Annotated in this window: 14 protein-coding genes and 1 pseudogene; 4 read left to right on the top strand and 11 right to left on the bottom strand. The window is 45.0% G+C overall.

The annotated features are described in order from the left end of the window. Nucleotides 1–3: 3 nt before the first annotated feature. Nucleotides 4–204, top strand: a pseudogene (locus tag ACQEXR_RS00185) (AAA family ATPase); the annotation flags it as partial. On the opposite strand, the gene ACQEXR_RS00190 reads toward ACQEXR_RS00185, so the two are convergent. Then, entirely contained in the window at nucleotides 201–1151 is a 951-nt protein-coding gene (locus tag ACQEXR_RS00190; RefSeq protein WP_331427384.1) for an endonuclease/exonuclease/phosphatase family protein, read from the bottom strand. The pseudogene ACQEXR_RS00185 and the gene ACQEXR_RS00190 sit on opposite strands and share 4 nt — an antisense overlap. A gap of 4 nt (nucleotides 1152–1155) precedes the next feature. After that, nucleotides 1156–3066, bottom strand: coding sequence for a tetratricopeptide repeat-containing diguanylate cyclase (locus ACQEXR_RS00195; protein WP_427019569.1), 1911 nt, complete (start codon nucleotides 3064–3066; stop codon nucleotides 1156–1158). Nucleotides 3067–3357: 291 nt separating this feature from the next. Between ACQEXR_RS00195 and gloA2 the strand changes: the two genes are divergently transcribed. Then, complete coding sequence (gloA2, locus tag ACQEXR_RS00200) at nucleotides 3358–3771, top strand: SMU1112c/YaeR family gloxylase I-like metalloprotein (RefSeq protein WP_138970856.1); 414 nt, start codon at nucleotides 3358–3360, stop codon at nucleotides 3769–3771. On the opposite strand, the gene ACQEXR_RS00205 is transcribed toward gloA2, so the two are convergent. Next, the gene (locus ACQEXR_RS00205) at nucleotides 3746–4546 is read right to left on the bottom strand and encodes a Cof-type HAD-IIB family hydrolase (protein ID WP_427019570.1); all 801 of its coding nucleotides are present in this window, start codon (nucleotides 4544–4546) and stop codon (nucleotides 3746–3748) included. The two genes, gloA2 and ACQEXR_RS00205, sit on opposite strands and share 26 nt — an antisense overlap. A gap of 127 nt (nucleotides 4547–4673) precedes the next feature. Further along, nucleotides 4674–6425, bottom strand: coding sequence for an SgrR family transcriptional regulator (locus ACQEXR_RS00210; RefSeq protein WP_331417191.1), 1752 nt, complete (start codon nucleotides 6423–6425; stop codon nucleotides 4674–4676). A 496-nt stretch (nucleotides 6426–6921) separates the two neighbouring features. On the opposite strand from ACQEXR_RS00210, the gene ACQEXR_RS00215 reads away from it, so the two are divergent. Continuing rightward, entirely contained in the window at nucleotides 6922–8358 is a 1437-nt protein-coding gene (locus ACQEXR_RS00215) for a coniferyl aldehyde dehydrogenase (RefSeq protein WP_427019571.1), read from the top strand. 185 nt (nucleotides 8359–8543) lie between these two features. On the opposite strand, the gene nagB is transcribed toward ACQEXR_RS00215, so the two are convergent. Continuing rightward, a complete protein-coding gene (gene nagB, locus ACQEXR_RS00220; RefSeq protein WP_269375152.1) occupies nucleotides 8544–9344 on the bottom strand; it encodes a glucosamine-6-phosphate deaminase in 801 nt (266 codons plus the stop codon). 385 nt (nucleotides 9345–9729) lie between these two features. Here nagB and ACQEXR_RS00225 point away from each other — a divergent pair, with 385 nt between their 5' ends. Continuing rightward, nucleotides 9730–10875: a tetratricopeptide repeat protein gene (locus ACQEXR_RS00225; RefSeq protein ID WP_427019572.1), complete on the top strand. Its 1146-nt coding sequence runs from the start codon at nucleotides 9730–9732 to the stop codon at nucleotides 10873–10875. A gap of 49 nt (nucleotides 10876–10924) precedes the next feature. On the opposite strand, the gene sstT is transcribed toward ACQEXR_RS00225, so the two are convergent. The 6 genes from sstT to ACQEXR_RS00255 form a co-directional block, all read right to left on the bottom strand. Next, nucleotides 10925–12145, bottom strand: coding sequence for a serine/threonine transporter SstT (sstT, locus tag ACQEXR_RS00230; RefSeq protein WP_427019573.1), 1221 nt, complete (start codon nucleotides 12143–12145; stop codon nucleotides 10925–10927). A 212-nt stretch (nucleotides 12146–12357) separates the two neighbouring features. Then, on the bottom strand, nucleotides 12358–13422 hold the full coding sequence (gene rsgA / locus ACQEXR_RS00235; protein ID WP_331427764.1) for a ribosome small subunit-dependent GTPase A: 1065 nt from the start codon (nucleotides 13420–13422) through the stop codon (nucleotides 12358–12360). Nucleotides 13423–13661: 239 nt separating this feature from the next. Continuing rightward, nucleotides 13662–14108 (bottom strand): copper chaperone PCu(A)C, encoded by a 447-nt coding sequence (locus ACQEXR_RS00240; RefSeq protein ID WP_138970864.1) that lies wholly within the window; start codon nucleotides 14106–14108, stop codon nucleotides 13662–13664. Nucleotides 14109–14112: 4 nt separating this feature from the next. Continuing rightward, entirely contained in the window at nucleotides 14113–14706 is a 594-nt protein-coding gene (locus ACQEXR_RS00245) for an SCO family protein (protein WP_331427765.1), read from the bottom strand. Beyond that, on the bottom strand, nucleotides 14703–15131 hold the full coding sequence (locus tag ACQEXR_RS00250) for a hypothetical protein (RefSeq protein WP_331427766.1): 429 nt from the start codon (nucleotides 15129–15131) through the stop codon (nucleotides 14703–14705). The genes ACQEXR_RS00245 and ACQEXR_RS00250 overlap by 4 nt, the downstream gene beginning before the upstream one ends. Before the next feature lie 94 nt (nucleotides 15132–15225). After that, on the bottom strand, nucleotides 15226–15765 hold the full coding sequence (locus ACQEXR_RS00255) for a GNAT family N-acetyltransferase (RefSeq protein WP_331418180.1): 540 nt from the start codon (nucleotides 15763–15765) through the stop codon (nucleotides 15226–15228). Between the last annotated feature and the right edge of the window lie 23 nt (nucleotides 15766–15788).

Consider the following 15788-nt stretch of genomic DNA (forward strand, 5'->3'; position numbering starts at 1 on the left):
ACGGTGCTCGCCAGTCACCAGCCACAATCGCCAATATTGTTACTTGATGAACCAGATAACCATCTCGATTTAGACTCAAAACAGTTGCTGGCTGAGGCGTTACGAAGCTATCAGGGCGCTTTCATTCTGGTTAGTCACGATGATGATTTTGTTAATGAGAGCGGTGTTACGCAGCGATATACGCTCGTAGGAGAGGTGGGCTAAAGGATAAACCTGACCGTTGTGGCGACAAAGGCGTGATCGCTGGCTTGCTTATCAAGCTCGAAGTGTGGGTTGGTTAGATGCTTGTCTAGGACCAAATAGTCCGTTACGTCTGCGAGAGAGTAGGGACTGTGAGGTTGAAACTCCTGTGACAAAAGAATGTAGTCGAGTACATTGCCGTTGGCAAAGTGGTAGTGCGTGGCTTTTCGTTCTGCATTGGGACGGGTTAAGTTGAACAGTTGCCAGCTATCTTCAAGTGTCAGAGCGCTGTCTGGTTGCTCAACTTGCTCTGTGAGCAGCCCAGTAATATCACTGGATATGGCTTGATTAAAGTCACCTAACAACACCGTTGGTCGAGGGCTGTGCTGATACTCGCGTTGCATAAACAAGCGAAGCATCAGCGCTTCCCAACCTCGCTGCTGACTGGAAAGCCAGCGACCGACTAAGGGCAGATCTCGTTCAGGAGAGCGGCTTTCCGTCGCACGCTGCGATTTTAGATGGCAGACGTAGACTGCGATGTCTCCAATCTCCGGCACGTGGATAATGGTTTGAACCGGCTGACGGCTAAAACTCGGAATCTGGGTCTGATAATCCAATGCAATTTCGCTGATAGGACTGACTGGATTAACCTGAGTGATGGGGTATTTTGACGCAATAGCGACAACGGGTTTGGAATAGATATAGTCTTGTTCAACTGTAGGGGTTTCCACCGTCGCAAAATAGGAGTAGCCGAGCTGTTCCATCATCTGTTGCGCCGCAGCGATACTAAATATTTCTTGTAGCCCGACTATGTCAGCATTGAGTTGAGTTAACTGATGCTGCGTCCAGCGTTTTTTCTCACGCCACGCTTGGTGCTCATAGATGTTTTCAAAATCATAAAATGCGTTCGGGGGCTCAACAAAGTTGAACAAGTTGGCGGTGGCGAAGGTGATTTTTTTGTCTGCAAACAATGCGTTATCCAACCGATGTGTATTCAGGGTCGATGGAGTATTGGTTGCGTCCACCATTTTTAGCGCGATAGAGCGCCGAGTCAGCTTTGGCGAAGATCGATTCCCAGTCAGACTGGATGTTTTCTGCATCGCTAATAGACGCGCCCAAAGAGATTGTCACTTTAAACGTGTGTTGCTGGTACAGAAACTCGTGTTGTTCGATGGTCGTTCTCAGGCGCTCTAAAGTATCATTGACCATATTGGTACTCTCTAGTGGCATGATGAGGATAAACTCTTCTCCTCCCCAGCGAACCAGTAAGTCGTCTTTTCTGAGTTTAGCCTGTAACACGCGCACCGTTTCGCGCAATACCGAGTCCCCAACCTCATGGCCGAATTGATCATTGAAGTTTTTGAAATGGTCGATATCGATAATGCTGACGAGATATTGAGTTTTGCTTTTCAGTGCTGACTGTTGTTCAAGCCACTCATCAAGAAAACGTCGGTTGAAAGCGCCAGTGAGAGAGTCGGTGGTATTCTGGCTCTTTAGCACTGCGTTTGCTTTTCTGAGACGAAGGATGCCACGTAGAGAAAAGTAAGCCAAAATGCCAAACAGAGTAAGGTAAAGGATCTCTCGCGCACGTTGCTCTTTTAACGTGATGTCTTGCAATTCATTCTGTGCTTCTAACAGTTCCACTTCACGGCTATTGAGTTGGCGTTCTAGCGCACTTTTTTCACTCAATATCTCTTCGCTGTAGGTCTCACGATAGAAAATTTGTCGCACCAAGGATTCGCGCTTCATATAATTGAGCGCTTGTTGGTAGTCCCCCTGAGCTTCGTATGCTTGAACGAGCTTACCTAGAATGTCCATCTCCCACACGACTTCATCGCTTTCTGAGTCACTCAGTATATCCAGTACCTTTTGTGCATAGTGGATGGCTTGAGAGTAGTTCTTCTCGGCCAAAAACGCAGTCGCAAACGCTTCATAGCAGTTAGCTAACATGTGGTCAGTGTTGCCGGATTCTTGAGATACATCGACACAACGCTGCGCCATGTCTAACGCTTCGGTCGTCTGACCAACCTTTGCATACTGCATGGAAATATCAGCAAGAGTAGAAAGTTTTATGCGACTTGAGCCCGTCTGATCGGCGTCGGTAAGCGCCATTTCCATATAGGTTGTCGCTTTGGAATGTTCACCGAGCGCGAAGTAAGTCGTGCTCGAATTGGCGTAAAGAATCGCTTCAAACAAACTGTTGTCGTAATGGTTGATTTTGTAGAGATCGAGTGCCCGTTTAAGGTAGTTATGCGCTTTGTGCCACTGGCCCGCCATCATATAGACGGTGGCGATATTGTTAAGCGTCATCGTTGTCTGGAAATTGTCACCAATTTCTGTGATCAACTCGAACGCCATTTTGTAGTACTTTAAGCTCGCTTTTACATCCGATTGCTGCACATTAACGTTGCCCAGCCAGCGATAAGTTCGCGCAAGTAGGCGTTTATAGCCGATATCTGCCGCTACAGGGACAATTTCATGAAGCAGCGATTCACCCTCAATAAGTAAATCGGAGTCAATCAGTTTGATGGCTTTGATTAGCTTGGCTTCTGCGCTAATCCATTCAATCTTTGATTCGATACCAAGCGCTAACATATCCGGACCATTAGGCACGGCGATGCCTTCGTATCTACTTAGATTATGCAGGCCAAAGTAGTACAACGCTTGGGCCTGAGGCGAAGCGTTATCAGGCAAGGAAATATCTTTGAGATCAACGAGCCCCGGCTGACACAAGGAGGAATAGTAAAATGTCAGCATCGAACGCTCCTTAACGGAGATATTCGAATGGAGAAAATCATGCTCTGACTCTATGTTACAAGCCGCTTGTGCGTGAGCAACACTGCCGATAGCGAATAGAATGGTTAAAAGAGACCAAAGATGCTTCATTAAAACTTATACAGCTCACTAAAAAGACAATTAGACTTAAAGTTTACCATTTTATCAATATCCTGCACTTTATTGCGGTAAATAAAAGTTACCTGTTGACCTGCTTGACGAACAATCGACAAAGGGTTAGCGCGCACGCGATTTCAGTGCGTTCTGAAACGGCTCTTGTGAGATTGCAATAGCACTAGAAAAGTGCACTATGTAAGTCGCTTACGGTGACTGCTGGCAATTCAATCCAGATGGTTCACTCGTGATTGACTGAAGGTTTAGATACAAATAAGGATGCCTACATTGCAATTAAAAGGTATACACCATGTCGCCATCATCTGCTCTGATTACCAAAGATCTAAACAGTTTTATGTCGATGTACTCAAATTGGCCGTGATTGCGGAAAACTATCGCGCAGAACGAAACTCTTATAAGCTTGATCTTGCTTTGCCAGACGGTAGTCAAATTGAGTTATTTTCATTTCCAAATCCACCGTCAAGGCCTTCGAGACCAGAAGCTCAGGGACTCAGACATTTGGCGTTTCGGGTCGAATCGGTAGAGGGTTACGTCGATTACCTAGCGGCACAGGGTGTTGAATGTGAACCGATCCGGATAGATGAATTTACTGGTAAATCATTTACCTTCTTCAACGATCCGGATGGCTTACCACTGGAGCTTTACCAAGACTCGCTTAGTCAAGCAGCTCACGTTGTATAACCGTTAATACACCAGCCTCACGGTTAGATGGTGCAGCAAAGCGGGCAATTTGTTTGATTCTAGGATGCGCGTTGTCCATTGCGTAAGAATGGTAGCTGGCTTCTAGCATCTCTAGGTCATTGAGGTAATCACCAAAACTCATGGTTTGCTGGTGAGTAAAGCCTAGGGTTTGCTGTAAGTGTTCAATCGCAGCCCCTTTCGATGCTTGTGCATTCATTACATCCAGCCAGATTTTTGCACTGACAACGACTTGGTGGCTGTTGCCGAATGCTTGGTCGAAGGTTGGAAATACCAACTCTTCCGTTCCGTCGAAATGACAAATTGCCACTTTGATAAAGTCGTCATCAACAAGCAGTAGATCGGGAACATACTGGCAGCGGTGATAGTATTTTGCGAACTCTTCTAGTGCGCGGGGATCGTTGGTTTCAATATAGGCCGATTGCTTCCCACACAGCACGATGTGCGCTCCTGAAATAGCTCGAGCTTGCTTAATGATGGCGGCTATAGATGGTTTGTCTATCTCACAGCTGTAAAGCTCCTGACCTTGATGCATGACCAAAGTGCCGTTTTCAGCGATGAACATCATACGATCTTTGATTGGAGCGAAGGTTTCTATCAGGCTGTAATACTGACGGCCTGATGCTGCGGCAAAGATGATCTCTTTATCTTCAAGCTGTTGGTATATATCGTAAAATGTTGGGTTTAGTTGGCTATTTTCATCAAGGAGTGTGCCATCCATATCGGCGGCAACAAATCTAATGTTTGGCTTTTGCATAATTAAGGTTTGTAGTGTGTGCTCTTAGGCAAGACAGAACCGTTAACTTACATCAGTTTGTCTACTAGACAAGTGATTTTAGTCAATCGGCAGAGATTCTTTTGTATTGTGATCCGGCGATTTCGGATTAGTCTGCGGACCAAACATTTTTTATATCTGGCCAGCCCCAGTTTGTTAGCGCCACATCTTTCAAAACCCCCTGAAAACGTAATGTTTGGCGATGGTGGAAGAGCGGTGATAGCCAGTATTGGTTGATGAGGGCTGATGCGATAGGTTCGAGTGCGTTTAGGTACTCATCTAACGCCGTTTGACAACGAAGTTCGTTCAGGCTTTCGACTAACCAACGTTTTGATTGTTCTCCAATGCAACGCTGAATAATGGGGTTATGGTACAAGCTGTTAAAGGCTGACGCATGTCGGTTGTCGTCAAGGTTAATGTTGGTCACTATGATGGATTCAGAAAGTTGACCTGACGTAGAAAGTGCCGTTAGTTGGCGGTAACTATAGGTGTTAATAGTGACCTCAATACCTTTTAGTTTGAGTAAGTGTTGAATGGCCAAGGCACAATTTTTCAATGAGCTGTAATCATAGATAGCGATGGTGAGTTTATCTGGTAAAGCCACTTCAGCCGTCGCTGGGCGAGTGATTTTGTGCCACATAGGCAGTAAGTTATGTGCGATTTCGCAGCCGAATAAACGCTCGCTTTGCTTGAGATAGTCGTGCACTTTATCTGGCGTTAGATAGCTAGAAAGGAAGCGACGCTGGCTATCGTTAAGCACTGTATCAGCACATTGGTTGAAGAGAATAAACATGCATCCGTCTTCTGTACGGCTCTGTTTTACATCCCTTTCTACGGTTTGGCTCACTGCATGGGATACGTAGTAGTTACAATGCTGATCAGATTGCGCTCCGGGCTGATTGGTTTGTATCTGTTTATTGGACAGTTCGCTCTCATCCAGATGCCATATCGTGACATTATCTGTAAGTGCACGGCATGCGTAGTAGCGCTCGAATGCTTGTAAACTTAGACGAGCATCAGAGTGTTCGATCACTTCAAAAGGGCCGGAACCGATAATCATTTTATTGGTAGCGTTATTGACCTGTTCGCTCGGTTGGATAGAGTATTTTACACCGGAAACTAAACCACCGAATCCCTGATCTGGAGTGGTCAGCTTAAACACGATTTTGTTGTTTCCAGCACAGGACACACTCTCTAAATGGCTCAACTCGCTACGGTAGTCTTCAAGTTGTCTGAGTTTATTAAACAGCTCAACGACGGTTTTTCCATCAATCGGCGTTCCGTTGTGGAAAGTGAGGCTAGGTCTGAGATAAAAAGACCATTCCAGTGTCTGCTCGTTGTATTGCCAGTGATGAGCCAGTTGCGGTTCTAGTACCCCGTCAGCGGTACTCGCGACTAAACAACAGTATATTTGTCGCAATAAGTAACGTTCACTTGAGCGTTGTAACTGATGAGGAACCAATCGTTCAAATGGACGTTTATAGGTGAGCTGGATATGTAACTGCCCTTGACGAAACGATGCTCCAGAGGTGCTTTGTAGCAGTCGACCGAAGGCGGTTTGATCGTCATCTAGTATTGCCAGAGCCTTCTCATATTTTCCTGCCAATATTCTTTTTATCGCCAACTGATTTTTGAGTTCGTCTACTGAGAGATTAAGAATCAATGTCGAACGTTGATTTCGACCAACTTTAGGTGCCCAAGTTAACCAAGTTAGCTGCTGCATATTATTCAGGAGATTTCGTGCATGCCGAGGACTGGTGTATAGAGCCTCTGCTATCGCAGGCAAAGCGGTTTTGATTTCGACGCCGACGCCAAGGGGCGTCAGACGCTGGTAGTAGCGAAGTAGGTTCAGATCGGACACAAGTGGCTCTCAAACAAGATAACAAGCAATTTGTATGGTTATTTTGTTCCCTATTTAGTCTGTAATCCACAGATATTTGATTTTATTTGCTGTTCTTGAGTCTTAATGGGAAAAAAGAAACTAAATATAAGCTCTTTTTGTTTTCCCTATTAAGCAGCAAACTTAATGGGTCAACCGAGAGGGATATCTATGAACCATCAATCAGAGGCTGGACCTCTATTGGCGTTTTATCAGCAGCGATTGAACCGTTGCTCTAGGACGATAGAGAGACTTGCGCTGTTATCGCTACTCGCTCTAATGAGTGGTAGTTAGTTAAGTTTAAGCAGCATTACGATGAACATGCTCCTGACCCCCACGAAGAGTTCCGTGATGCTGCTTGTTTTCTCGCCAATGACTCAATGTTGATAAGGCAAAAAAGTGCTTCAGTACGGGACATTATGGTCAAAACTGACTAATATTAAGCCAGAAATCATGATAATACCTGTTGGCTACTAATATGGAAAAAGTCGTAGACCTTAATCGTTGGCATAAGGAACATGTCAAAACGGAGCAGGAACTGCAGCACCTGTTTGCGGAAGTTCAAGCGCATTACTCTACCAACCCTTATCCAGAACTTGAGCAAAGGCTGGACATTCTAAAGAGTATCAAGTCAGAGTTACTCAACAACAAGCGAGCTCTGGTTGATGCCTTACATCAAGATTATGGCTATCGCAGTGATTTTGATTCGTTAATTTGTGACCTGTTACCTGCAGTTGGACACATTAACTATACGATTCGGCATCTTAAAAAATGGCTTAAACCAAGTAAACGTCATTCAGGCTTGCTGCTAATGCCTTCAAAAGTGCGTGTCGAATACCAGCCTCTTGGTGTTGTTGGTGTAATAGTGCCGTGGAATTTTCCTATCGTGCTTAGTATCGCACCAATTATCACTGCTTTGGCGGCAGGTAACCGAGTGTTAGTTAAGCTAAGTGAACACACGCCGCATACCAATCAAGTATTAAGTGAGATTTTTGCTCAGTTTGGTGAATATGTTCGACCAGTAGAAGGTGGCGCTGATATTGCTCAGTACTTTTCGTCTCTGCCGTTTGATCACCTTATTTTTACTGGCTCAACCAAGGTCGGTAAATTGGTTGCAGCTTCAGCCGCTCGTAATTTGACACCGGTGACATTAGAACTGGGAGGAAAATCTCCCGCAATAATTGCCGATGATGCAGATATGAGCAAAGCGGTCGATGCTGTCATTTTAGGTAAATCGATTAACGCTGGGCAAATCTGTGTCGCTCCAGACTATGTAATGGTGCCTCAAGGGAAAGAACTCTCGTTTATCGAGTGCTATCTGGAGAGATATTCTCAGCTCTATGTCCGCAAAGGTCGATTGGATTCGGCAACACAAATCATCAATGAGACGCAATGGTTACGTTTACAAAGCTATGTTCAAGATGCAAAAAATTTAGGGGCATCCGTACACTCGATTGATGGTGTTGAGTTAGAGAAGCATCAGATGTTGCCTCAATTGGTCACCGGTGTGACACCAGAGATGCTGGTGATGCAGGAGGAAATTTTTGGTCCCATACTGCCTGTGATCGGTTATCGCCATTTAAGCGAAGTGTTTGCCTTTATCAATGCAAGACCTCGCCCCCTCGCTCTCTATCTGATGTCTAACGATAAGGTGCTTCAACAGCAAGTTATCGAGCAGACACATAGCGGTGGAGTGGCAATTAACGATACGCTACTTCATGTTGCGGCTGATGATGCACCCTTTGGTGGCATTGGTGAGTCAGGTATTGGCCAATATCATGGGGAGGAAGGCTTCAGGACTTTCTCCAAGGCGAAAACCGTACTCACATCGCCAACATGGTTACCCCGTAATCTGATTATATTGAAGTATCGAGGACTGGCTGTAAAAGTGTTGTCACGGCTTTTTCTCCGCTAAACAACCCCAGAAGCAAAACGGGCAATTCGATAGACTTGTGTGATGAAACCTTTGACCCAAATGAGCATTGGACCGCAAGTGCCGATCTAGGTGCGAAAGGTGAGTTTCCCGAGAGCTAATCAACACGAATAAAAAATCCGAGCTATGCTCGGATTTTTTGTGTTAGTCACAGCATGAAAAATGCGTTAGAAACCTTTAATGTTTTCAGCTTCTAGTTCAGTGAAGTATTTCACTGTTTTCACTTTTAGTTCTTGAGTTGCTGGCTCGTCACAAACAATCACCGATTTAGGGTGTAGCTGTAGAGCAGATACTGTCCATAGGTGGTTAACACAACCTTCAACTGCTGCTTCAAGTGCTAGTGCTTTGTTGTGGCCAGTAACAAGAATCATGATCTCTTCTGAATCTAGCAGTGTACCTACACCGATAGTAAGTGCGTACTTAGGTACTTGGTTGATATCGCCATCAAAGAAGCGCGAGTTTGCAATACGGGTATCTTCAGTTAGCGTTTTAATACGTGTGCGTGAAGAGAGAGAAGATGCAGGTTCGTTAAAGGCAATGTGACCATCGTTACCCACGCCACCCATGAATAGGTTGATACGGCCGTAAGACTTGATCTTGTCTTCGTAGCGCTTGCACTCTGCTTCGTTATCCGCAGCGTTGCCATCAAGCAGGTTGATGTTTTCGTCTTGGATATCGATGTGGTTAAAGAAGTTGTTGTACATGAAAGAGCGGTAAGACTCTGGGTGATCGGCAGGGATACCAATGTACTCATCCATATTAAATGTAACAACGTGCTTAAAGCTTACTTCACCAGCGTTGTAAAGTTCGATAAGTGCTTTATATGTCGCAAGAGGAGTGCCACCAGTTGGTAGGCCTAATACGAATGGACGCTCAGCTGTTGGTTTGAAATCGTTGATGCGTTTCACGATGTGTGCTGCTGCCCACTTACCGACTTGTGCTGCTTTGTTTAACGGGATAAGTCTCATTTTGTGCCCCTAATATTGGAATTTATGATGCCCTGAAACATTAATTCGCATTATAAAATAAGTTTCTACCTTCTGCTATTGTTTTTGGTCAATTTTTCTCGAATTGGTCAGTTTAGGTGTAGAGATCTTAGCTTGTATTCGTTTGCTTAGTATAAAAAAACACCAAAAAGGAGGTTCAACGAATGAAAATTTCAAGGCTAAAACTAAGGTAGTAGCAACTGGGTTAATAGCGACACGTATCACGTTGTGATGCAAATGAAATGCTTTACGCCAAGGTACTTTATGCGAGTATTTAGTTATTCAGGTATGATGGTAAAGTTCAAATAATTGAGCTCACTGCCGATACAGTGTTTATTATAAATATAAAGACAACAAAGAAGACTAAATGAATATTATTGGGATCGCGATTGGTGCGACCGGGCTTTTGTTACTAGGCATGTTTATGTGGATGCTCGCTTTGTCCATCCGCAAGAAACGCTTAGAACAAGAGCGCAGAGAACGCGAAGTTGCTCATCGTAAAGCGATGGATAAGCATCGAAAGCAGGAACACGAAGAGCGGATAATGAGGGCTGAGGGAGGACATATCCCTACGATTCTTTATTTGGCGAAAGAGGCTGAACGGACTCGGACGAAAGAAGCGATCTACTGGTACACCAAAGCCGCGAAACTGGACAGCGTAACAGGCATGTACGGCGTTGTGCGCATTAGCAATAAAATGAAGCAAGACGTGATTCTTCGTGAGCAGTCTAAATTTTGGCAAATTTGTATCGCCGCGAGTGAAGGTAGCTTAGAGCATAAATATGAAATGGCTCAGTCGCTGTTTTATGGGCGAGGTACCGAAGAGAATCGACCAAAAGCGGTAGACATATTGGAATCCGCTGCACAGCAAAACCATATTGGTTCCATGTTGTTTCTCGGTGATTGGTGCCTTGCTGACAGTAACCCACAAAAGAGTCGATCTCGTTCAACGGGCTACTATCGTCGAGCGGCTGAATTGAAAAGCAATGAAGGCCGTATGAAGTTGGGAATGAACTACATACGAGGTTACGGTGTTGCAAGTAACTTCAATTTAGGCGTTTATTGGTTGGAACGCGCGGCAGAAAAAGGTCACTTGGAAGCCATGTATAAGGCTGGCGAGACATGGATGGATCAACGTCCCAATGGAAATGCGATTGCTTATATTTGGCTGTTTCTTGCGGGTCAATTAGGCCACGACTCGGCGCGTGTACTACGTGATCAAGTGGCACTTAATATTGGTGTGGATACTGTCGTCGGGTTGCAGAGCCTTGCCAAGCCGATGATTAAGAAGATTCGTGATAACAAAGTGAACAAGCACTCTGTCATCAAGGCTCTTAACAAACTGTATAAGCGTTCGATTCCTATCAGTGAACAAGGTTCACCACCCGTTACAGCCACATTTGATGCAGAGAGTGTCGAGCAAGTTGACGAAACGAACCTCACCGAACAACCAGATGCAGAACCACCACAAGAGCGGTTGGATTACTCACAGTCACCAATGGATAAGAAATAAAAATGGCCTCTTTAATGAGGCCATTTTTTTATCGCGAAGAGGCGCTTAGTTATTTAAGTGCTTCTTTTTGTTTTGATTTACAAATCGCTGCGGTAAAGACAACGTCAGTTGAGCTGTTTAGAGCCGTTTCTGCCGAATCCTGAACCACACCAATGATGAAGCCAACCGCGACAACCTGCATAGCAATCTCGTTTGGAATTCCAAACAAACCACAAGCTAGCGGGATCAATAGCAAAGAACCACCTGCTACGCCTGATGCGCCACATGCTGAAATTGCCGCAACAACACTCAATAGCAATGCGGTCATAAGATCCACTTCAATGCCTAAGGTATGAACTGCTGCTAGTGTTAGCGTTGTGATAGTAATCGCGGCACCCGCCATGTTGATGGTAGCGCCAAGAGGAATAGAAACTGAGTAAGTATCTTCATCAAGCTTAAGCTTTTCACATAGTGCCATGTTGACAGGAATGTTTGCTGCACTTGAGCGAGTAAAGAATGCCGTAACACCACTTTCGCGAATACATTGCAGAACAAGTGGGTATGGATTCTCTCCAGTCTTAACCAGCACGATGAGTGGGTTAACAATCAGCGCAATGATCGCCATAGAGCTTAAAAGAACCGCGAGTAGTTGAGCGTAGCCAGCCAAAGCTTCGAAACCGGTTGTCGCCAGTGTGGAAGCGACAAGGCCGAAGATACCAAATGGTGCTAAACGGATAATAAAGCGAACGATCTGTGAAACGCCGTGGCTAAGGTCTTCAAATACTGCTTTAGTGGTGCCAGATGCGTGATGAAGCGCCAAACCAAGACCCACTGCCCATGCAAGGATACCGATGTAGTTCGCGCTCATTAGCGCGTTAACTGGGTTATCGACTAGCTTGAATAGAAGAGTGTTAAGTACTTCAGCAATGCCTTGAGGCGGTGTAGCCCCTTCTGCACCTGATACTAGCGTCAATGTGGTTGGAAAGAGGAAACTCAATGCAACAGCGGTTAACGCTGCTGTAAATGTGCCGAAAAGGTAAAGAACCACGATTGGACGCATGTAGGTATGTTGGTTTTTCTTTTGATTAGCGATCGAAGCCGCGACCAAAATAAACACAAGAATTGGTGCAACCGCTTTAAGTGCACCGACAAACAGGCTTCCGAGTAAACCGACACTTTTCGCGTGCTCTGGAGATACAGTTGCCAGACCAACACCAAGAACGATGCCAGCTAGGATCTGCAGTACCAGATTGCCACGTGCAAAGCGCGCAATGAGTGAGTTGTGTTGCATAGTTATCCCTGCAATGAATAGATTTATGAATTTATAGTCATCTCAGTTATTGCTAACTGAGTCGTTAATACTAGCGACTTGAAATAATGTGTCTAGGATTAATTGAAAAGTAGCATGAAAAATTAAGATAATTCATTTTATGTGAATTATATGTTTTAAATGTGTATTAAATTGGTAAATAACAAAAAGGGGGCGAGTGCCCCCTTTATGTTTTAGTAGTCGCTCACGTGTTTCTGGTTACGGTGAGCATTTTGCACTCTCTTGTAATATTTAGTCTGTTGTTTATATGTGGCTCGTTTTTGCGCAATAGTTGCACTGTTGTGCTGTTGCTCACGGATAAGTTTAAGGTAGTTATTCAGCCTTCTTTGCTCGAGATGACCCGATTCAATCGCTTGACGAATACAGCAACCCGGTTCGTCTTGGTGTTGGCAGTCTGAGAAGCGGCATTGTGCAGCAAGAGATTCTACGTCAGAGAAGGTTTCTGCAACGCCATCGGCACAGTCAACCAACTGGAGTTCGCGCATTCCAGGAGTATCAATGAGCACTGCGCCGCTTGGCATGAAATGCAAAGAACGACTCGTTGTCGTATGGCGCCCTTTACTATCACTCTCCCTGATTCCACCCGTTTGTTGCGCCTGTTGCTGCAATAAACTGTTGACTAAGGTTGACTTGCCGACCCCTGAAGAGCCCATAAACGCGACGGTTTTACCGCTGTTACACCAAGCAAGAAGACGTTGACACTGTTGATAGTCCAATGCATTGACTGACTCTACCATTAGCAGAGGGTCTAGCTTTTGAACTTGTGTTTTTTTCTCATCGAGTTGCTCGGTTAGGTCTGCTTTCGTCAAGACGATAACAGGATCTACCTCTGCTTCATGTGCGATAGCCAAGTATCGTTCGATCCGGCTGAGGTTGAAGTCATCATTCAATGAGCAAACAATAAACAGCGACGTCACATTTGCGGCAATGAGTTGTTCAGAGACTTTACTGCCGGCCGCTTTGCGTTGAAAGAGCGACTGACGCTCTAACAGACGGACGAATCGCGAGTCAACATCGAGCAAAACCCAGTCACCTACCGTCATGGAAGGTAGAGACTTGTGAATTTCTAAGTTGATTTCGCCTGACTCACACAGCAACTTATATCCGCTTCGATGGTGCTCAATGACTCGAGCGGCGATTCGTTGGTGTTCGATATCTTCAAGTGTTAACTGTTGCTGAAAAAGATTGTTCCAGCCAAGTGTCGTTAGTGACATTGCTGGTTGTGCTTTGGTATTCATATATGCCCCAAGCTTACAGAAAATCTGTATCTATTAATTAGATTTGCTAGGGTCTAAGACCCCGGTTTGATATACACCGGGCAATGAGAAGGGAAGGGGAGTTTTAATTAACCAAGCTTCGCCGTTCCTGCCGGGTGGGTTGTTAGTACAATCATCGTATCCTCCTATGGAACTGTTTCAGTTTTGTGCAATTCTAGCAAAAGAGGAGGGCGAATGCCCACCTCTGATCGTCACTATTTTTAGTGCTTGTGTTGCATTCCGCTCATGACTTTTTTCACTGGTGCGGTGAACGTGTATTGTTCACCATTCGCGAACGTGAGTTGGACGTCGATTTCTTGATTTTCCGCTAGTGGCTGTTTGAGATCGAATAACATGATGTGCAAGCTACCCGGTTTTAACTCAACTTTTCCTTTCGCAGGGATGGTAATGCGGTCAATCTGACGCATTTTCATGACTTCACCCTCTTTAATCACATCGTGAAGTTCAACCTTGCCTGCCGCTTCGGTTGTAGCAGAGACAATATAGCGCTCTTGTTCACCTCTGTTCATAAACTCACCGAATACGGCGCTCGTAACGGCTGTTGGTGGCGTCGCGCGCGCATAAGCGTGATGTGCCATGATGTCCATTTTAGCGTGAGCCAGTGGGCTTAGAACCAATGTTGCTAGTAAGAGGGCTTTAAGTTTCATTCAACTATCCTTCTGAGATAACAGTTTTAAAGGTTTCGACCAGCGGAGCTGGTGTCAGTGTGTGTGGCACTTTGGTAATCAATGTACCATCTGGTTTTAGGAAATAGAAATAAGAGCTGTGATCGAGCGTGTATTTCAACTGCGAGTTTTCTAACTCGGTCTTGCGAAAAATAACGCCATATTTATGGGCAAGCGGTGTCGTTACTTCAAGTGGCGCAGATACCCCCTCGATCATCGGGTGGAAATATTGTGCGTACTTGTAAGAATCAGAGGCGGCATCACGCTCCGGATCAAGGGAAATAAATATTGGCCGAAACTGTTTTTTCACCTCGTCATCGACTTGGTTTAACGCACCCGCTAACATGGCAAGCGAAGTTGGACAAACGTCAGGACAGCGAGTGAAGCCAAAGTAAACAACGCGTATACGTGAATCCTGGCTGTCGAACAGGTCAACAGGCTGATTATTTTCTCCAAATAACACCACCTTCGAATCAGATTGTTCTACTGACGCTGATTTAGGTTGTTGATCAAGGTAGCTTTTTAGCCCAAAACCGAGCACAAATGCGACGACTAAAATTAACGACCAATTACGACTCATCGTTCCATCCTTATTGAGATTTTTATTGATTCTTTGCTATCGCTGACCGTACCATACCAAGTCATTGCCCCGGTTGTGCAAACAGGCAGGATTATCTGACCAGAAAAGCCACCTTGTGGGGTTTTATCCAGCTTGAAGACCACGGTTCCCATGTCCATTTCATACCCTTGCAGGGACAAGAGAAGATATTCACTGTCGGATTGCGGCCAAGTAACATCGATTTGGGTTGGGACTAATGGCTGACTGGTATCTTTGTCGACATATATCGCCACTTCGTTATGTTGGCAGCTGTTGGTTGTTAGCAAACAGTATTGATCAAGAGAAATTGATTGTTTAGTCGATTGGAACCAAGAAATTAGGTCACTGGCAAAGAAACCGCCACCAAGAGCGGCAATGATTAGCAGTAACTTTGCAATGGTAGGCATGATGTCCATCTCTAGGATTTATAGCGAGTGCAATGCTAGCACATAACGCCATAAATCTATGAGATAACGAGTAAAAATGTGCTCATTATCAAGCCTAGCGAGCTGGACTGTTCTTGATACCATAGATGGCGTGATCGAGAATACGTGATCCAATTTTCTCCTGATTAGTCAGGATTCCTTCTAACGTCATTCCGACCCTTTCAGCCACCTGCCGACTGGCTTGGTTATCTACTGCAGCAGAAAGTTGTACTTTCTCTAGCTGTAGTTGCTCAAACGCATATGTAATCAGGAATGTGACGACTCGAGTCATGATTCCTTTGCCTTGATGGTGCTGAGATAGCCAATAGCCAACTTCAGCACATAGCGTATCGTAATTGATGCTGTTGAAACTGCAGTTTCCAACCAGTTCTCCCCGATAGAAAATCGCACAAGTCATAGATTTTCCATCTGCATACTCGTGCAACGCTCGTTGAACAAATAGGCAAAAATCTTGCTCACTATTGCAGTGCTGAGGCCATGCCAACCATTGTGACAGATAGTCTATCTGTTCTTGAATCAATGATGTGTACTGTGGTGCGAACGACTCTTGGACAAGGGCGATAGAAATATCGTCATCAATTTTTTGGCTAAACATAGTGTCTCATTTGCATATTTGTT

The sequence above is a fragment of the Vibrio sp. TRT 2004 genome (assembly GCF_050113735.1).
Classification (GTDB): Bacteria; Pseudomonadota; Gammaproteobacteria; order Enterobacterales; family Vibrionaceae; genus Vibrio.